General features: G+C 76.0%; 13 protein-coding genes and 1 pseudogene. 7 read left to right on the top strand and 7 right to left on the bottom strand.

All coding sequences use genetic code 11. The annotated features are described in order from the left end of the window. Positions 1–558 precede the first annotated feature (558 nt). Positions 559–1,605, top strand: coding sequence for a winged helix-turn-helix transcriptional regulator (locus NX801_RS20840; protein WP_258789319.1), 1,047 nt, complete (start codon positions 559–561; stop codon positions 1,603–1,605). 246 nt (positions 1,606–1,851) lie between these two features. On the opposite strand, the gene NX801_RS20835 is transcribed toward NX801_RS20840, so the two are convergent. Beyond that, complete coding sequence (locus NX801_RS20835) at positions 1,852–2,721, bottom strand: AfsR/SARP family transcriptional regulator (protein ID WP_258789318.1); 870 nt, start codon at positions 2,719–2,721, stop codon at positions 1,852–1,854. A gap of 783 nt (positions 2,722–3,504) precedes the next feature. Here NX801_RS20835 and NX801_RS20830 point away from each other — a divergent pair. The 5 genes and pseudogenes from NX801_RS20830 (at position 3,505) to NX801_RS20810 (ending at position 11,169) form a co-directional block, all read left to right on the top strand. After that, positions 3,505–5,736 carry an FAD/NAD(P)-binding protein gene (locus NX801_RS20830; RefSeq protein WP_258789317.1) on the top strand — a complete coding sequence of 744 codons (2,232 nt, stop codon included), beginning with the start codon at positions 3,505–3,507 and terminating at the stop codon, positions 5,734–5,736. Between the two features lie 14 nt (positions 5,737–5,750). Then, positions 5,751–7,187, top strand: a pseudogene (locus tag NX801_RS20825) (nitrosuccinate lyase); the annotation flags it as partial. A 73-nt stretch (positions 7,188–7,260) separates the two neighbouring features. Next, positions 7,261–8,646 carry a DUF2993 domain-containing protein gene (locus NX801_RS20820; protein ID WP_258789316.1) on the top strand — a complete coding sequence of 462 codons (1,386 nt, stop codon included), beginning with the start codon at positions 7,261–7,263 and terminating at the stop codon, positions 8,644–8,646. A gap of 488 nt (positions 8,647–9,134) precedes the next feature. Further along, complete coding sequence (locus tag NX801_RS20815) at positions 9,135–9,503, top strand: hypothetical protein (RefSeq protein WP_258789315.1); 369 nt, start codon at positions 9,135–9,137, stop codon at positions 9,501–9,503. Between the two features lie 571 nt (positions 9,504–10,074). Beyond that, positions 10,075–11,169, top strand: a complete 1,095-nt coding sequence (locus tag NX801_RS20810; protein ID WP_258789314.1) for a carboxylate-amine ligase — start codon at positions 10,075–10,077, stop codon at positions 11,167–11,169. A gap of 30 nt (positions 11,170–11,199) precedes the next feature. Here the strand turns inward: NX801_RS20810 and NX801_RS20805 are convergent, their stop codons facing one another. Beyond that, positions 11,200–11,922: a 2OG-Fe dioxygenase family protein gene (locus tag NX801_RS20805; RefSeq protein ID WP_258789313.1), complete on the bottom strand. Its 723-nt coding sequence runs from the start codon at positions 11,920–11,922 to the stop codon at positions 11,200–11,202. Between the two features lie 206 nt (positions 11,923–12,128). On the opposite strand from NX801_RS20805, the gene NX801_RS20800 reads away from it, so the two are divergent. Next, on the top strand, positions 12,129–12,461 hold the full coding sequence (locus NX801_RS20800) for a plasmid stabilization protein (RefSeq protein ID WP_258789312.1): 333 nt from the start codon (positions 12,129–12,131) through the stop codon (positions 12,459–12,461). 141 nt (positions 12,462–12,602) lie between these two features. On the opposite strand, the gene NX801_RS20795 is transcribed toward NX801_RS20800, so the two are convergent. The 5 genes from NX801_RS20795 to NX801_RS20775 all read right to left on the bottom strand — a co-directional run bounded on the left by NX801_RS20795 (position 12,603) and on the right by NX801_RS20775 (position 17,992). Continuing rightward, positions 12,603–13,544 carry a short-chain dehydrogenase/reductase gene (locus tag NX801_RS20795; RefSeq protein ID WP_258789311.1) on the bottom strand — a complete coding sequence of 314 codons (942 nt, stop codon included), beginning with the start codon at positions 13,542–13,544 and terminating at the stop codon, positions 12,603–12,605. A gap of 172 nt (positions 13,545–13,716) precedes the next feature. Beyond that, positions 13,717–15,339, bottom strand: a complete 1,623-nt coding sequence (locus NX801_RS20790; RefSeq protein WP_258789310.1) for a phytoene desaturase family protein — start codon at positions 15,337–15,339, stop codon at positions 13,717–13,719. Positions 15,340–15,515: 176 nt separating this feature from the next. Next, positions 15,516–16,478: an NAD-dependent epimerase/dehydratase family protein gene (locus NX801_RS20785; protein WP_258789309.1), complete on the bottom strand. Its 963-nt coding sequence runs from the start codon at positions 16,476–16,478 to the stop codon at positions 15,516–15,518. A gap of 42 nt (positions 16,479–16,520) precedes the next feature. Beyond that, positions 16,521–17,876 carry a cytochrome P450 gene (locus NX801_RS20780; protein ID WP_258789308.1) on the bottom strand — a complete coding sequence of 452 codons (1,356 nt, stop codon included), beginning with the start codon at positions 17,874–17,876 and terminating at the stop codon, positions 16,521–16,523. Further along, on the bottom strand, positions 17,870–17,992 hold the full coding sequence (locus NX801_RS20775; protein ID WP_258789307.1) for a hypothetical protein: 123 nt from the start codon (positions 17,990–17,992) through the stop codon (positions 17,870–17,872). The genes NX801_RS20780 and NX801_RS20775 overlap by 7 nt, the downstream gene beginning before the upstream one ends. Between the last annotated feature and the right edge of the window lie 135 nt (positions 17,993–18,127).

The following is an 18,127-nucleotide window of genomic DNA, read 5'->3' as shown; positions in this document are numbered from 1 at the left end:
GGGGTGGACGGCGGCGAGGGGGGGGGGGAGGGGGGGGGGGGGGCGGCGGCGGGGGGGGATGCCGAGGGGGGCGGGGGGGCGGCGGGGCGGCGGCGGCCGGGGACCGGGCTCAGAGCCAGGCGGGGCACCGTGCCCGCCGCTCACCGTCGTCCGGGCGGCGATCCCCCACCCCGGCGAGCGAACCGGCCGGCGGCCGTGCCGGGACCGAGCCTCCCGGCGGCCGGGCCCGGCACGGCGACACCGGAACGACCGGCACGGCGACACCAGTGCGGCAGTTCGGCGGCACGGCGGTACGGCGGTACGGCGGTACGGCGGCACCGGAAACACGGCGGTACGGCGGCGAGCGGCACGGCGACCCCGGGATCTGGGGCACAAGGGCGCCCGGGCGGACCGGAGCGGGTGCCGGGCCGCCCGGGCGGCGACCGGTCGGCGGCCAGGACGCGTCCGGTCGGCGGCCGGAACGCGCCCGGGTGGCGACCGGCACGAAGGGGGACGGCGCTGGGTAGCGTCCCCAGGCAGACGCAGTGGCAGAGCGGGTCTCACGGAGGAGGAGCGGCGATGTGTCTCTTCGACGGTCATGCGGCGTTGCCGGGCGGTTTCGGCACCCCGGAGCACAGGTGGAGCGGGCTCTCCGAGATCACCACGGTGGCCACGGCCGAGCTCGGGCCCGCCGACTCCCCGCGCCACGACGACGGCGGCGCGGAGCGGGACGGGCCCCCGTATCCCGCGCCGGACGATCCGCTCCCACCACTCGTGGTGCACCGGCCGTCGATGCGCGTCGTGGACGGGACGCGCCGGCTGCGGGCCGCCCTGCGCCGCGGACAGCCGGAGGTCCGGGTGCGCTTTCTCGACGGCCCGCCGGAGGACGCGTTCGTCTTCGCGGTGGAGGCCAACAACCGCTACGGCGCGCCGCTGTCGCCGGCCGAGCGGCGGACGGCGGCGGCCCGCATCCTCCGCTCCCATCCGCACTGGTCCGACCGGGCCATCGCCTCGGTCACCCGGCTCTCCGCGAAGACGGTGGGCGGGCTGCGGCACACGCTGGCCGAGCCCGCCGGGAAACGTTCCTTCACCCTGGGCAGGGATGGCCGGAAACGGCCTGTCAGCAGCGCCGAGGGGCGCGAGCTGGCCGGCCGGCTCATCGCGGAGAACCCGGAGGCGTCACTCCGCGACATCGCGGCGCGGGCGGGCATCTCCCCCGGGACCGTGCGCGATGTGCGCAGGCGGCTGGCCCGGGGCGAGAGCCCGCTGGCCGGTGACACGCGGACCGTCGCGAAACGGGGTCGGCGGGAGCCGCCCGGGGGTGCCGGCGCCGCTGCGGCGGAAACCGGTACGGCGGCCTACCAGGCGCTGTTCCAGGATCCCGAGCTCCGGGTCACCGCCGCGGGCCGGCTGCTGCTGCGGCTGCTGGAGGCTCATCCCTTCGACGCCGGGCAGTGGAGCCGTATCGCGGACTCGGTGCCGAGCGACCGGGTGGACGCGGTGTCGGCCGTGGCGGAGTCGTACGCGGACGCCTGGCACAATCTGGCGACCCGGCTCAAAGAGGGGACGGCGGCTCCCGCCCCGCGCCGGGAAGCACCCTGCGGAGAATTTCCCCTCGCCGAGTGAGCACCTGACGGCGGGGCGGGGCGCGGAGCACCGGCCGTTCCCCCCGGGGCCGTGTCCGGCCGACCGGACGGAAGGCCCGGGGCATTTCCCGGGCCGTACCGGACCGGCCGGGCGGCGCCGGGTACCCCGGCCCGGCGCCGCCGCCCCGGGGCGCCCGGTCGGAGGCCGGGGTCGGGACGGTGGCTCCGCGCCCGGTCCGGGCCGGGAGTCACCGGCACGCGCCGGCCCGGCCGCCATTCCGGCTCTTCACTCCACAGAAATCGGGGCGTATTCCGCCGTATGAGAATTCAGAATGGTCAGCTGAAGCCGCTGGAGCGGATAGCCGGGCTCGATCCCTATTTCCTCCACCAACCGGGCCCGCAGACCACCGAAAACCTCAAGGGCGCGAGCCCGGCGCCCATTGAGGGCGAGTGCGCGCATATACTGGGCGTGCAGCCCCTCATGGAATGCGTGCTCACTGGTGAGGGAGGCGAGGTCGGCGATGACCTCCTTGTGGAGACCCGCCGCTATCTTGGCCTCGACCAGCGCCTCGACGGCGTCGAGGCGGGATTCCTCCAGCAGCAGGCGCCGGGACTCCAGCACGGGACCGGTCGGCACATCGGCGAGGACATCGCCCCGCCACAGCCCCAGCGCCTCCTCCAGCAACCGGATGCCGCCGAGCGAGTCGCCGGCCCGGACCGCGGCGGTACCGCGCTCGGTCAGCCGCCGGAACTCCAGCCAGTCCAGCCGGATGCCCGCACTCCGCAGGCAGTAGCCACCGGCCCGGGTGACCAGGACGTCCCGGGCGACATCGACGGGCGAATCCCCGGTGACCTGGGAGAGCAGCTTGCGGGCGTTCAGCACATAGGTCTGGAGGGTGCGCAGGCCGCTCGCCGGAGGCCGCTCCGACCACAGCTCCCGCATCAGCGCCGGGACCGGTACCACTTGGTCGGGGTGGACGCACAGCATGGCGAGCACGGTGCGGATCTTCGGCGCGACACCGACGGTGTCGTCCCCGTCACCGGTGCCGATGCGCAGGGGACCCAGCAGTTCACAGCGCATCCCGGCCGGAACCGGCGCCTCCGCCGGAGGAGTCTCTTCCGGTATCCGGTCGACCTGATACATGGCCACGCGCATGGATTCCCCCTCGGACTGAGCGGCCGCCGGCACGGACAACCCCTCGAATGAATGACTCCATCCCTGACAACATACGTATCGAATTCACTTCGTAACCAGATGGAAATCCAGCCGGAGTGACCAGTTGTCGACGCCCGTACGGCCGGCCCGGCGAGCGGCGGGACAGAACGGGTGTGCAACCGACGGAATTCCTCGGTTGCACACGGCGGGGTCGGCGGCTACTTTCCCGCTTCCCCGCGAAGGTGACAGCAGTCGCGTCCTTGTACACGCGGATAGCCCATTCCTGGCTCCCCATTCCTCTCCGGGTCCGCTTCGGCTTGCCGGCCGGCCACGCGAACCACCCGGCTGCTCTGGGCTCCGGTCGTTTCCCGACAGTTTCTTGAGCGGCGTTTGCCAGGCTGCGTCCGTCTTACCCGGCCGTCCGGCACCCCGGCGGCCCGCCGTCCCGTCCGTTCCCGCGCCCGTCGCACCGACCGGACACACCCGGCCCGTGGCGCCGTTCGCGCGGGCCGCGCCGGCCGAACCAGCGGCGGAGTTCCGGCGCCGAACGCACCGTGCGCCACCGGCCGGCGCGCACCGGCCACCACGCTCCGCTCCGGCCGGGTGGCCGCCCGGTCGGAGCGGTGACGGTGAACGCGGCCGTCTCCGCGCGCCGCCCGCCCGGTTCGGGCACCCGCGCGCCGGGCAGCCGCCCGGAGTCCATGACCAGTCCATGACCAGTCCACGGCCAGTTCACGGCCATCGGCCCTGCCGGGCCGGCCGCCAGCCCCGGAGGAGAACTCTGTGAGCAGAAGCCCGCTCACCGTCTGCATCGTCGGTGCCGGTCCGCGCGGACTGTCCGTGCTGGAGCGGCTCTGTGCCCATGAACGCCACGCGGCCTCGCATCCGGCGGTCACGGTCCATGTGGTGGACCCCGCCCGGCCCGGCGCGGGCAGCGTCTGGCGCACCGACCAGCCGCGCGAGCTGCTGATGAACACCGTCGCCTCCCAGGTCACCGTCTACACCGACGCCTCGGTGGAGATCGACGGCCCCATCGAGCCCGGACCCAGCCTCCATGAGTGGGCGCGGGGGCTGGTCCGGCTGAGCGAGCTGGACCGGGTGCTCGGCGGATACGACGACGCCACCCTGGCCGAGGCCGGCGCCCTCGGCCCCGACGACTATCCCACCCGGGCGCTGTACGGCAGTTATCTGGAGGACGCCTTCCGCCGGGTCGTCACGGCCGCGCCCGCGCACCTCACCGTGACCGTCCACCGCGCCGCCGCCGTCGCGCTGGACGAGACCGGGTGGCCGGACCGGACCGTCGCGCCGGACGGGACCGGGACGCCGGGCGGCGCCCTCGCGCCGGACGGGTTCGGGGCGCCGGAGGGGACCGGGGCGCCGGGCGGCACCGGAGTGCCGGACGGGTTCGGGGCAGCGGACGGGCCCCGGGCGCCCGGGGCGGCGGGCACGCTGTCGGTGGCGCTGGCCGACGGCTCCCGGCTGACCGGGCTCGACACGGTCGTGCTCGCGCTCGGCCATCTCCCCTCCCGTCCGGAGGCCGAGCCCGGCCGGACGGCCGCCGCCCTGGGCCTCGGCCACCTGCCGCCCGCCAATCCCGCCGATGTGGACCTGTCCTCGGTCGCCCCGGGCCGGCCGGTCCTGCTCCGGGGCCTGGGGCTGAACTTCTTCGACCACATGGCGCTGCTGACCACCGGCCGGGGCGGGGTCTTCGAACGCCGGGACGGGCGGCTGGTGTACCGGCCGTCGGGCCGTGAGCCCCGGCTCGTCGCCGGCTCCCGGCGCGGCATTCCGTACCACGCCCGGGGCGAGAACCAGAAGGGCGCCCACGGCCGCCACCTGCCCCGGGTGCTGACCCCGGCCGTCCTCGGCGAGCTGGCCGCGCTGCGCGAGAAGGGCGACCCGCCCGGCTTCTCCACCGTGCTCTGGCCCCTGATCGCCCGGGAGGTGGAGAGCGTCTACTACGAGACGCTGCTCACCGGGCGGGGCCGGGAGCGGGACGCCGGGCTGCTGGTGGAGGCGTATCTGACGGCGCCGGACGAACGGGCGCGGGCCGCGGTGCCGGGCCGCTTCGGCATCGCGGAGGCCGACCTCTGGGACTGGTCGGAGTTCGAACGCCCCTGGGCCGGGCGGCGGTTCACCGATCACGCCGACTTCCGCGACTGGCTGCTGGGCTATCTCCGACGGGACATCGAGCGGGCCAGGGGCGGCAACCGGGGCGACCCGTACAAGGCGGCGCTGGACGTGCTGCGCGATCTGCGCAACGAGATCCGGCTGGTCGTCGACCACGCCGGTCTGGACGGCGACTCCCACCGCGACGAACTCGACGGCTGGTACACCGGGCTGAACGCCTTTCTGTCGATCGGCCCCCCGGTCTCCCGCATCGAGGAACTCGTCGCGCTGATGGAGGCCGGGCTGCTCGATGTGGTGGGCCCCGGCCTCCGGGTCCGGCTGGACCGGGAGGAGCCCGCCTTCGTCGCGGAGTCGGACGCCGTACCGGGGGCGGTGTTCCGCGCCCCGGTGATGATCGAGGCCCGGCTGCCCGACACGGATCTGCGCCGCACCGCCGCGCCGCTGCTGCGCCGGCTGCTGAGCACCGGACGGTGCCGCGCCTTCCGCATCCCCACCGCGACCGGTGGCGCGTACGAGACTGGTGGCCTTGAGGTCACCCGGCGGCCGTACCACCTGGTCGACGCCGGGGGACGCGCCCACCCGCGGATCTTCGCCTTCGGGGTGCCCACCGAGTCGGTGCACTGGGTGACCGCGGCCGGCACCCGGCCGGGCGTCAACTCGGTCACGCTCGGGGACTCGGACGCCATCGCCCGGGCCGTGCTGGACCTCACCCCGGCGCCCCCTCCCCCGGCAACGGCAACGGCAACGGCAACGGCAACGGCAACGGAGCCGACACCGGTACCGGAACCGTCCGCATCCCCGGCACCGTCTCCGGCACCGGGCCGCGAGCCCGTACCGGACCGTGACACCGCGCCCGGCGGCCGGCTCACGGAGGTGACGGCATGACGGGCACGCCACCGCCCGCGCCCGACGCCGGACTGCTCTCCCCGGTACGGGCCGGCACCCCGGTCGAGGCGGCGGTCTCCGACGCCGCCTGGCTCCAGGCGATGCTGGACGCCGAGGCGGCACTGGCCCGGGCGCAGGCCAGGATCGGGGTGCTGCCCCCGGCCGCCGCGCGGGCCATCACGGCGGCGGCACGGGCCGACCGGATCGATCTGGTGGCCGTGGCCCGGGGCGCGCGGGAGACGGCCAACCCCGTGGTGGGCCTGGTGGCCGCGCTGACCGAGGCGGTGGCCGCGACCGATCCGGCGGCGGCGGACCAGGTCCACCGGGGGTCGACCAGCCAGGACGTGTTCGACACCGGGGCGATGCTGGTGGCCCGCCGGGCGCTCACCCTGATGCGGGCGGACCTGGACCGGGTCACCACCGCCCTCGCGGAGCTGGCCGCCGGGCACCGGGACACCGTGATGGCCGGCCGCACCCTGGCGCTGCACGCCGTGCCGACCACCTTCGGGCTGAAGGCCGCCGGCTGGCTGACCCTGGTCACCGGGGCGCGGGACCGGATCGACCGGCTGCTGGCCGGCGGGCTGCCGTTCGCCCTGGGCGGCGCCGCCGGCACCCTGGCCGGCTATCTGGAGTACGCCTCCGTGGCCGGTGCCGTCCCGGCGACCGCCGGCGGCCGGGCCGAGCTGGTGCGGCGGCTCCTGGACGCGTACGCCGCGGAGACCGGGCTCGCGGTCCCGCCGCTGCCCTGGCACGCGCTGCGCACCCCGGTCGCCGATCTGGCCTCCGTACTCGCCCTGGTGACCGGCGCGTTGGGGAAGATCGCCGTCGATGTGCAGTCGCTGGCCCGCACCGAGGTGGCGGAGGTGGCCGAGCCGGGGCCGAGCGGGCGCGGCGCCTCCTCCGCGATGCCGCACAAGCGCAACCCGGTCCTCTCGACCCTGTTGCGCAGCGCCGCGCTGCAAGTCCCGGTACTGGGCGCCGGGTTGACCCAGTGCCTGGTAGCCGAGGACGAGCGGTCGGCCGGGGTGTGGCACGCCGAGTGGCAGTTGCTGCGCGAGTGTCTGCGGCTCGCCGGCGGCGCCACCCACACGGCGGTGGAACTGGCCGAGGGCCTGCGGGCCGACCCGGACCGGATGCGGGCCAATCTCGAACTGACGGGCGGCCAGGTGGTGTCGGAGCGGATCGTGGCCGTGCTGGCCCCCCGGATCGGCAAACGCGCTGCCCGGGCGCTGCTCGACCGGGCCTCCGCCGAGGCACACCGGTCGGGGCGGCCGCTGGCCGAGACGCTCGCGGCCGGGCAGGCCGGCGAGCCGCCCGCCGGAGACCTCGCCGGACTGCTGGACCCGGCCGGCTACACCGGCGCGGCCGGACCGCTGGTCGACGCGGTCCTCGCCGGCCACCGTCCGGCCGAACGGCGGGAGACCGGCGGCGCACCGCCCGCCGGAGCGTGACACGCGCCTCATTCGACCGGCTACCGCGCGTAGGACTTGCCGCCGGGGGCGCGCCCCGTGGTGGGATGAGCCGATGCGCTCCCCCCACCGCATAGGCACGCGTCCCGATCGTGAACCACCGCGGCCGGCCGCCCCGTCCGGGCCCGGCCGCCGCACCGCTCCCGCCCCGGACCGCCGCATCGCTCCCGACCGCCCCACCACTCCCGCTCCCCGTGCCACTCCCGCTCCCGCGTCCGGCGAAGGGCGCCCCCGGTACCGGAACCCCTACGACGAGCTGGGCGCCCTGGCCGACGACCCGTACCCCTGCGACGACCTGCTCAAGGAGGCACCGGACGAAGGCGGCACCCGGCCGATCCCCGTCGTGGACGAGCCCTGGGAGCCCCCCAACCACCGCCGCGGCGGCCGCCGGCAGCGTCGCCGACGCCGGCGGCTGCCCGGCTCCCGCGCCGCCAAGGCGGTGGTGGCGCTGCTGGTGCTCGCCGCCTTCCTCGGGCTCGGGGACCGCTGGGCGGTGCTCTACGCCGAACACCGGGCGGCCGGCGCGCTCAAGGACCAGCTGCGGCTGACCGCCGCGCCCGAGGTGTCCATCGGCGGGTTTCCCTTCCTGACCCAACTGGCCCGGCGCCGGCTGGACGACGTCACGGTGACGGTCCCCGATGTGGGCGCGAGCCGGGTCACCCTGGCCCAAGTCACCGCCCGGGCGCGGGACGTCAGGATCGACGGGCAGGGCCTCACCGGATTCACCGGCCTCCGGGTGGCCGATCTGCACGGCCGGGTACTGCTCTCCTTCGCCGACATGAACCGCGAACTGGGCGCCTCCCAGGTGACATTCAGCCGACTGGGGAATGACCGGGTGCTGGCCCGCGGCACCCTGCCGGTCGCGGGGCAGGATCTGCGGGTACGGGCCGACGCCTCGATCCGGCGGCTCGGCACCACCGGCATCGCCACCGAGATCGGCGGTATGCGCCTGGACATCGGGGATCTCGCCACCTACCGGCCCGGCACCCGCCCCTCCGAGGGGCTGCACCTCACCCCGGCCTCCATCGACCGGATCACCGCCGAGGCCGCCAAGGCCAGGCAACTGCTCGCGGTACCGGCGATCGTCGAGCGGGTGGGGGTGCCGCAGTCGGCGGTGAAGCGGGCCCTGCGGGACGACACCGAACTGAGCCGGATGACCGGATCGCCGCGCTTCGTCCACCGGTTGATGGGGATGAACCTCGTGGACGTGGCGACGGCCCACCCGGAACTGCTCTCGGTCCTGGGCATCGACCCGGCCCTCCTCCAGGGCCTCTCCCGGCTGACCCGCCCGGAACTCGCGGACCGGCTCTCCCTCGCCTTCCGGCTGCCCGGCCTCCCGGGCGGCGCCTCCGGCAGTGTCCGCCTCCGCGACGTCTCGGTCCGGCCCGACGGCATCCGGGTGGACCTCACCGGGCAGGGGCTGGCCTTCGGCGAGCGGTAGGGGCCTGTCGTTCGGATCTTGCTGGGCTCCCGACGCTCCCCCAGCTTCGCTGGGAGGTGCCCCCAGGGCACCGCACTCCCCCAGACTTCGTCCGGGGGAGTTGTCGTCGGTCGCCGCTGCTCCGCAGGGACTCTCCCCCAGCCTTCGGCCGGGAGGTGCCCCCATCCTCCGCCTTGCGATGCCTCCCCTCGGCCCTGAGGGCCTGGGGATGCCCCATGGCACCAGACGCCGCTCACTCATCCAGCCTGATCCAAACGAAAGACCCTAGCCCGTACGGCCCCGGCGGCGGGCACACCACCCCGCCCGCTCCCGGCCGCCGGCGCCCCCGGCCTCGCCCGGGACCGGGCCGTACGGGACCCGCCGGGACCGGGCCGTGCGGGACCCGGCGGCCCCGGCCAGATGTGAACCGGCGTGCCGGATGCGAGAATTGGTGGCAGGGCGCGGGGTGGGCCAGTGGCGCCCGGATCCCCTTAGCGGAGAAGAACATCATGCGCTCTCTCACCGTTCCACTGACCGCCGCGCTCGTCCTGGGCGGCTCCTGGGCCCTCTGCCCCGCCACCGCCGGTGCGTCGGTTCCCCAGGCACCGGCCCGTACGGTCCACTGCGGAAACGGTCACAACGACCTGGCCCTGATGGCCGTCACCACCCGGGACGGCAGGACCGCCTGCGTCAACGCGGGCCGGGTCTCGGACGCGCTCTCCCGGGCCGACGGGTCCGGCCGGGAGCTGCCGCTCGATGTCAGCGTCGGAGGCGTCACCTGGCGGTGGCAGGAGAGGCAGGAGCCGGGCGCCGTCAACCCGCATCTGGAGGCGACGAGCGGCAGCCGCCCGGGAGAGGTGATCCGGCTCGTGTCCTGACCCGGTGACCCGATGGGCCCGGCCCGCACACCGGCCGGGGCCGTCCCACTGCGCCGTTCGAGTGGCATCCGGGGAAGCCCGGCGTCATGGTGGTGCGGGAGGGCGTCCGTGCCGGCACCGGCCACGCCCCCTTCCGGTCTCCACCCGTCCGGAAAGTCCACCATGTCGCCCCCGCGCACGCTCGCCGGCACCGCGGTCGCCGCCGTTCTCGCCCTGGCACTTCCCACGGCGGCCCGGGCCGTCCCCGGCACCGCGCCGGGGGACGGCGACCGGACCACGGCCGCGGCCGAACAGACGCGGAAGGACTACGAGGCCCTGCGGAAGGAACTCCGGGACCTCGTGTCGGCCGGCGGCCACCCGGACGCTCCCAGCGCCAGGCGCCGTCCGACGCCGCGTCACCGCCGCCCGCGCCGAGCGGATCCGCACCCGCGTGTCGGGCGCGTCCGGTCCGGCGCGGTGCCCCGGACGCGCCCGACACGCGGCCCGGGAAGCAGCCTCGGGAAGCGAGGGCGCCGCACCGGCCATCCTTGGCCGTATGGAGACTCGGCAACCGCGACACCCCACGGTCGGCGTGGAAGAGGAATACTTCCTGGTTCACCCGGACACCCACGGCATGACGGCGGCGGGCGACCGGGTGGTGGCCCGCGCCTCGGGCCTGCTCGGGGACCAGGTCGCCGGCGAGTTCAGCCAGGGCCAGGTCGAGGGCAGAACGGCGCCCTGTTCGACCATGGACGAGCTGCGGACGGATCTGCGCCGCGTCCGCGCCGGCCTGGCGGCGGCGGCCCGGGCCGAAGGGCTGCGGCTGTGCGCCTCGGGGACCCCGGTCCTCGACGGCCCGGCCGGCCGCGCGGAACTCGGCGACCACCCCCGTTACCGGGACGGCGCCCGGCAGTACCGGAGCATGCTGGACGACTTCGCCATCTGCGCCGCGCACACCCATGTGCATCTGCCCGACCGGGAGACCGCCGTTCTGGTCGGCAATCATCTGCGGCCGTGGCTGCCCCTGTTCATCGCCATGAGCGCCAACTCGCCCTACCACCGGGGCCAGGACACCGGATACGCGAGCTGGCGATCGGTGATCCGCGGTCGCTTCCCGTGCCTCGGCCCGCCGCCCTACGCCCGGTCGCTCGCGGAGTGGGAGGAGCTGGCCTCCGCCATCGCGGCCACCGAGGCGATGCTGGAGCCCGGGATGCCGTTCTGGGACGTACGCCCCAACCCCCGTCTGCCCACCGTGGAGATCCGCACCATGGACGTCCCGGCGGACCTGGACGACACGGTGGCGCTGACGGCGCTGATCAGGGCGCTGGTCCTCACCGCCGCCGACCGGGTCGCGGACGGCGACCCGGGCCCCCGCCCGCCCGTCGAGCTGCTGCGCGCGGCGTACTGGCGCGCCGGGCGCGACGGCTGGTCCGGGTCCGGCGTCGACGCGGTGACCGGAGAGGTGCTGCCGTCCGGCGTCCAGGCCCGCCGCCTCCTCGCCCTGGTGCGCCCCGCCCTGCGCGCCCAGGGCGACGAGGACGAGGCCATGGCGTTCCTGAGCCGGCTCGACCGGCGGGGCACCGGCGCGGACCGCCAGCGCGCCCGGATGGCCGCCGACCCGCACCTGGGCAGGCTGGTCGAGAGCCTGGTCGCCGAGACCTGTGCCGGGGAGCCGGGAGCCCGCTGATCCCCGGACGGCGGAGGCCGGGCCGCCGTCTCAGGGGGACAGCAGCGTCATGACCAGGACGTCCCGCCGGGCGGGCCGGGCCTCGTCGACCGGGCGCACGGGCGTCACCTCGTGCAGGGTGCGCCGGTCGTCCCCCAGCAGCAGGCTGCCCGGCTCGGCGAGCGTCGTACGCAGGACCCGCTCGCCGTCCGCGCCGTACACACTGCTCTGCCCGCCCGTGGCGTTCTCCCGGCCGATCAGCAGCGACGAGACCAGCGTGACGCCGTCCCGGTGCCGTCCCTCGGGCGTGGGCCGGCCGTCCTGGCCGGCGTGGGCCGTCACCCGGAACGGGTGCACCTTGAACAGCCACTCGTCCCGCTCCTCCAGGCAGCCGGCGGCCCGCACCAGCAGTCCGGCCAGGGCCGCCAGCACCGGATCGGCCGCGAAGGACGCGGTCAGCGGCTCGAAGTGCCGGTCGACGTCGACGTACATCGGATTGCTGGCGTCCGGCTGCACGAAGGCCTCGTACGGCCGGGGCGTCAGCCGCCCCCCGGCGGTCAGCAGAAAGGCCCCGTAACGGCGCAGCCGGCGGGTGCCGTGCTCCGCGGCGTACGGATCCACCGCCAGGTCCTCCCAGTGCCCGGCGAACCGCGTCCACTCCCCCGGCGCGATCCCCGCGCAGGCCGACACCTCGTCCGGCCGGAGCGCCACGGCCCCCCGGGACACCAGATCCCGGTGCACCGACTCGATCACCGTTTCCACCACCGTCTCCACCGCCGTCCTCCCGCAGGTCGCCGTCGGTCCATACTCCACCCGGCCGGCGGTCGCCGCCCCCCGGCGGTGGCCGGAAAGGAAACCGCCGGCCGGATGACCGCCCGGGCCGCCGGACCGCCGGGTGGCCGGGGCGCGGTACGGGTGTGAACCCCGCCCGGCTGGACACCCGCAGGTCACGGCGTCGGTCGACGAACGAAGGAGTGGTCATGCCTGCCGGATCGAGTCCGAAGCGTGAACGTCAGTACGAGAAGATCAAGGAGAGCAGCAAGGCACGAGGGGAGAGCGAGGACCGGGCGAAGGAGATCGCCGCCCGTACGGTCAACAAGGAGCGGGCCCGCGCCGGAGAGTCCCGCACGGCGAGCCGGAGCTCCCTCCAGGACCCGAAGTCGGCGCCGGAGCGCGGCGGCCAGCGCTCGGGAAACCGGACGGGTCCGAAGGGTCCCACCCGTGACCAGCTCTACAACGAGGCCAGGCAGCGCAATATCGAGGGCCGTTCCCAGATGACCAAGGACGAGCTGGCCAAGGCGCTCGGCAAGTAGCCGTCCGCACCGGCCGGCCCCGAGGGCTCCGGCCCGGAGCCGGCCGGCGGCCCCCGGAACCCCAGGACCGGTGCCGGCCGGCGGCCCCGGACTCCTCGGGTCCCGTACCGGCCCCCCAGGCCCCGTGCCGGCCGGGCGATCTCAGCTCCCGGGCCCGCTGCCGGCCCCGGTGGCCGCCGCGCCGCCGGGACCGAGCGGACCGGTGGGCGCGAGGGCGCGGGAGCCGGCGCGTTCCAGCTCGCGCAGGGTCCGGCGGGCGCGGAGTTCCACCAGGAGCGGCAGGACCGGGCGGGCGGCCCGCGCGGCCAGCAGCCAGGGCGGGGAGCAGATGGTGCGGGAGCGGCGTTCGATCCCCCGGACCAGGCGTTCGACGGCGGGCGCCAGGGGCTGGACGGCGCCCGCCGGGCCGGGCATCCGGTCGCGCAGAGCCCGCAGCGCCCCGCCGTCGTCCGGGTCGGTGATCAGCTCCGTTCCGGTCCACCCCAGATAGGCGACGCCCACCCCGACGCCCCGCCCCGCCACCTCCGTCCGCAGGGTGCGGGCGAGCGACTCCACGGCCGCCTTGGACGCGCAGTACGCGCTGAGCAGCGGGGCGGGTGACCAGGCCGCCGTGGAGGCCAGCTGGAGGAAGTAGCCCCGGGTGGCCAGCAGATCGGGCAGAAAGGTCCGGGCCGTGACGGCGCTGCCGACGACATTCACCTCGACGACCCGGCGCCACACCGCCGGATCGCTCCGGCCCAGCGGCTCCGCGGCGGCCATGCCCGCGTTGGCCACGACCAGCGCGGGCGGCCCGAGCTCCCGCCGCACCCGGTCGGCCGCCCGGGCCAGGGCCGCGTCGTCGGTGACGTCCGCCTCGTAGGCCCGGCCCCGGCCCGCCGGGAGCCCGGCCGCCACCCGGTCCAGCGCCTCCGGCTCCAGCCCGACGAGCGCCACCCGCGCTCCCCGGTCGGCCAGCCGGCGCGCCAGCTCGGCGCCGATGCCCCGGGCCGCCCCGGTCACCACCGCCGTGCGGCCCCGGAGCGGAGCGGCGGGCCCGGTGCGGCCGGTGTGCCGGGTGTGGACGGAGTACGGCGGTCTGGCCATGGTCGGCCCTCGTTCCGTGGCGGTGGTCCCCGCTGCCGGGTACCCCTCGCTCCCGCCCCATGCGCGGCTGCCGGGTGCCGGGTGCCGATCGGACGGACCGGCGGCCGGTGCGGCCCCGGCCACCGGACTCCGGGGCCGGTCGAACGGGTGGCCGGTACGGACCGGGCACCGGTCAGCTCCCGAGGTCGCCCTTCCGGTCCCGCCGCGCCAGCAGCCGCTGCGCCGCGCTCAGTCCCGGCCGGGTGTGCGCCCGGAGCGCGGCGCGGGCCGCGTTGGCGCCGGGGGCGCCGTGCACACCGCCGCCCGGGTGGGCGCTGGCGGACGCCAGGAAGAGGCCCCGTACGGGGGTCTCCGGACGGCCCGTCCCCGGCAGCGGCCGGAAGAAGAGCTGCTGGTGCAGGGCGGTGGTGCCGCCGTTGATGGCGCCGCCGTACAGATTGGCGTCGAGCGCCTGGAGGGTGGGCGGGGCCAGCACCCGGCGGGCCCGGATCCGCGACCGGAACCCGGGGGCGAACCGCTCCACCTGGCGCTCCACCCGGTCGGCCATCCGCTCCCGCTCCCCCGGCCCCCAGGCGCCGGTCAGCCCCTCGTCCCCGGCGTCGCCGGTGACCAGGTGCGGCACATGGGTGTAGGCCCAGGCCGACTCGGTGCCGCGCGGCGACCGGGACGGGTCCGCGGTCGTCATCTGACCGAACAGGGCGAACGGCCGGTCCGGGACCTGGCCCATGGCGATCTGGGCGGCGAAGCGGGTCAGCTCGTCCACCCCGTCGGCCAGGTGGACCGTGCCCGCCGCCCCGGCCGCCGGGCAGGTCCAGGGCACCGGGCCGTTCAGCGCCCAGTCGACCTTGAAGGTGGCGAAGTCCCACTCGAACCGCCGCAGGTCCGCCAGCAGTTGGCCGGGCAGCTCGGCCGCGTCCACCAGCTCCCCGAACAGCGCGGGCGCCGAGACGTCCGCCAGCACCGCCCGGCGGGCCGGGACCGTGTCGCCGCCCGCCGTGCGCACCCCCACCGCCCGGCCGCCACGGACGACGACCCGGTCCACCCGTTCCCCGCAGCGGACGGTCCCGCCCCCGCGCGCGAGCCGGCGGACCAGTGCGGCGATCAGGGCGCCCGCGCCGCCCTCCGGCACCGGGAAGCCGTAGCTCTGGCCCAGCATGGACATCAGCCAGCCGTAGCCGCCGCTGCCCGCCGCCTCCGGGGCGAGGTCGGCGTGCAGGGCGTTGCCGGCCAGCAGCAGCCGGCCGCCCGCGCCCCGGAACTCCTCCTCGCCCAGCCGCCGCACCGGGAGCGCCAGGGCCCGAGCCAGCCGCAGCCCGCCGGTGCCGCGCAGCCGGACCGCCAGCCGGGCGGCGGCCCGGACCGGGGGAAACGGTGTGAACAGCGCGTCCAGCAGCGCCGGGCGCAGCCGCTCCCAGACCTCGTACAGCTCCCGCCAGGCCGCGCCGTCCCCGGGGGCGAACGCCTCCAGCGAGGCGGCGGTGTCGTCCAGGCCCCGGCCCAGCACCGCGCACCGGCCGTCCGTCAGCGGGTGCGCCAGTACGCGCGGGGCGTGGCTCCAGCGCAGTCCGTCGCGGCCCAGGTCCAGCCCCGTGAGCAGCGGGGAGGCGGCGGCCAGCGGATAGAAGGAGCTGAAGAGATCGCTCACGTAGTCGGGGTGGACGCCCCGGTCGTGCCGGACGGCGCCCCCGGGCTCCGGCTGCTCCTCCAGAACCTCCACACTCCATCCGGCGTCGGCCAGCAGATTGGCCGCGACCAGTCCATTGGGGCCCGCGCCGATCACCACCGCGTCCGCCATGAGCGCCTCCCGCCCGTCGATCCGCCGCCGCCCGAGTACCCGCCCTCGCCGGATCAGGCGCCCCGGCCGCCCGGCGCCGGCAACGAGCCGCCTCGCGCTCCGGTACGCGCCGGCGCCGTGCGGGGACGGCCACCCCGGTACCCGCCGGAGCCGGAGCCGTACGGGGACGCCCCGGGCTACGCCGGTACGCCGCAGCCGCGCAGGGTGTCGGTCAGGGCCTCGCGCACCGAGGCGGCCGGTTCTCCGGTCAGCGCACGGCACGGGGCGGGGTCGAGGAACAGTTCACGGGTCAGCAGGGTGGCCATCGCGACCGGGCGCACACCCGCCTCGCGCCGGCGCACGGTGTGCAGGACCTGGACGGCACCCGCGCCGGCCCGCAGCACGGCCGGCGGCAGCCGGTGGACCCGGCGGGGGCACCCCGCCACCTGGGCGAACCGGCCCAGGAAGGCGGACCAGTGCAGATTCTCGTCCACCACCGGGACCGGTCCGGCCGCCCGCTGTTCGAGTGCGCGAACGGCCGCCCGGGCCACGGTACGGGCGGTCACGACGGCTGTGCCGCCCGGCGGTGCGTACAGCGGCCAGGGCGAGCGCAGCCATCGCGCGACCGGCGCCAGCAGCGGGGTCCGGCCCGGTGCGGAGCCGAGGACGAAGGGGAGCTCCAGAACCGTGGTCGCCACCTTGTCCCCGGCGGCCTCGTGCGCGACGCGCGCCTGCTCCACCCGGCTGCGGATGTACGGGTGCCGGCCCGGCAGGTCCAGTACCGGCCAGGCGCGGTGCAGGGCGGTGAAATAGGAGCCGAGCACGACAGCGCGGGTACAGCCCGCCCGGGCGGCCGCGCGTGTCAGCCGCCGCACGGGCTCGACGTTCCCGCGCTCGAAGTACCGGTAGGCCGGGACGGGCGGCACGCTGCGGTCGTCGGCACCGGCCGCGAACACCAGACCGTCCTGGTCCGCCAGCAGTTCCCCGAGGTCGTCGGAGGCCGCCACATCGGCCGTCCGGGTCAGCACGCCCGGCGGGTGCGCGGTGGTGGCGGGGCGCCGGGACACCACGGTGACCTCATGACCGCCGGCCAGAAGCTCCCGCACCACATGGTGGCCGACGAAGCCGGTGCCGCCGACCACCAGAACACGCAGTGCCACAGTGCCTCCTCCGCACCTCACCCGGGTGGACCGGGCAGCTGGTCACACCGGTTCGCGCCGGGCCGCCGCCCGGCCCGCCCGGGCCTTGTAGCGGATCCGGCACGGGGACTGCGGCCACTTCGTCCTGGTGCCGCGCACCGGCTCCGGCCGGTCGATCAGTTCCAGATCGTAGTGGCGCAGCAGCAGGGTCACGACGACCTGCATCTCCACATAGGCGAAGTGCACGCCCAGGCAGCGGTGGACACCGCCGCCGAAGCCGGTCAGATCGTGCAGCCGGCGCGGCTCTTCCAGGAACCGGTCGGGACGGAAGGAATCCGGGTCCGGGTGGTCCTCGGGCAGCCGGTGGCTGAGGGCGGGTGACAGCAGGACGAGCGTGTCGGCCGGGATCGTGAAGCCGCCCGTGGTCAGCGGCGCGGTGGTACGGCGGGCCATGATGTACGCGACCGGGTGGAGTCGTTCGGTCTCGTGCAGGGCCCGGGACAGATGGGCCAGGCGGCGCACGGCGGCGCTGGTGAGCGGCTCGTCGGGAGCGAGGACGGCCTCCTGTTCGGCACGGACCCGCTCGCACTCGTGGGGGTGGCCGAGCAGATCGGTCAGGGCCCAGGCGAGATGCCCGGTGGTGGTCTCGTGGCCGGCCCAGGTCAGCAACAGGATCAGATTGACGATCACCCGGTCGGGGGCCGGCCGGCCGTCGGGGTAGTGGGCCTCGCTCAGCGCCTGGAGGAAGTCCGGCGGGTCGGCCGGGCGTCGCCGGCGTTCGGCGACCAGGGCGAGCATCTCCGAGCGCAACCGGGCGCGCGCCCTGCGCCCGCGCACCACCCGGGGCAGCGGGAGCCAGCCCGGCAGCACGGGGTCCATACCGCTGGAGAAGTCGCGGAAGAGAGAGAAGAAGCCGTCGATGCGGGTGGTGATGTCGGGGCCCAGGAAGGCATGGGCGGCGATGTTCATCACCAGCGGGCCGAGCGTCGTGACCAGATCGGTCTCGCCCTCGTCGCCCAGCTGGTCGATGAGGGCGCGGGTGCGCTGCTCCATCACCGCGACATAGGCGTCGAACTGGTTGCCCCGGAAGCGCGGCAGGATGAGATCGCGCTGCCGCAGATATTCCTTCTGACCGCCGAAATAGAAGAAGTCAGGATCGAACATGCGGACGAAGAACGGGTAGGCGCTGGCGATGGACAGCCGCTCGTCGGTCTCCGCGAAGAAGGTCCGGCTGTGTTCCCGGCCCAGCAGGACGACCGTCCGGCGGCCGGCGAGGCGCAGGGAGAAAGCGGTGCCGTGCTCGGCATGACCGCGCCACAGCACGGGCACCGGGTCGCGCACGAAGGCCGCTGTGTGGCCGAGCAGCGGCAGTCCGCCGGACAGCACCGGCGGCGCGGCCCGGTGGGCCCCGGTCACCATGCGACCGGCGGGGCCACGGGCGCCGGCCCGGAGAGGCCGTCGCGCCAGGGGATCTCCTCGTCGGTCGCGACCACCCCGTCCGAGCGGAACAGGGGGCGGACAGCGGCTTCTTCCATGCGTCTCCACCTCACGCGGCGCCGGTCACCGGAGCCGGACAGCAGCCGGTGCCGGCCCCGGCGTGCGGCTCGTTCCGCCAACCAGTGCAGCACTCTTCGCACACGCCGTGTAGACCCGCGTTCCGGCCAACCCCC

Source organism: Streptomyces pyxinae (genome assembly GCF_024756275.1).
In the GTDB taxonomy this organism is placed as follows: Bacteria; Actinomycetota; Actinomycetes; order Streptomycetales; family Streptomycetaceae; genus Streptomyces; species Streptomyces pyxinae.
The sequence above is the reverse complement of the archived record's forward strand: the minus strand, read 5'-3'. Positions and strand labels throughout refer to the sequence as shown.

What these genes read in the sequence shown, in the direction of transcription:
- NX801_RS20795 (WP_258789311.1), bottom strand. Translation starts at nt 13,544, where the DNA reads ATGGCCAGACCGCCGTACTCCGTCCACACCCGGCACACCGGCCGCACC.
- NX801_RS20840 (WP_258789319.1), top strand. Translation starts at nt 559, where the DNA reads ATGTGTCTCTTCGACGGTCATGCGGCGTTGCCGGGCGGTTTCGGCACC.
- NX801_RS20815 (WP_258789315.1), top strand. Translation starts at nt 9,135, where the DNA reads ATGCGCTCTCTCACCGTTCCACTGACCGCCGCGCTCGTCCTGGGCGGC.
- NX801_RS20835 (WP_258789318.1), bottom strand. Translation starts at nt 2,721, where the DNA reads ATGCGCGTGGCCATGTATCAGGTCGACCGGATACCGGAAGAGACTCCT.
- NX801_RS20800 (WP_258789312.1), top strand. Translation starts at nt 12,129, where the DNA reads ATGCCTGCCGGATCGAGTCCGAAGCGTGAACGTCAGTACGAGAAGATC.
- NX801_RS20775 (WP_258789307.1), bottom strand. Translation starts at nt 17,992, where the DNA reads ATGGAAGAAGCCGCTGTCCGCCCCCTGTTCCGCTCGGACGGGGTGGTC.
- NX801_RS20790 (WP_258789310.1), bottom strand. Translation starts at nt 15,339, where the DNA reads ATGGCGGACGCGGTGGTGATCGGCGCGGGCCCCAATGGACTGGTCGCG.
- NX801_RS20820 (WP_258789316.1), top strand. Translation starts at nt 7,261, where the DNA reads ATGCGCTCCCCCCACCGCATAGGCACGCGTCCCGATCGTGAACCACCG.
- NX801_RS20780 (WP_258789308.1), bottom strand. Translation starts at nt 17,876, where the DNA reads ATGGTGACCGGGGCCCACCGGGCCGCGCCGCCGGTGCTGTCCGGCGGA.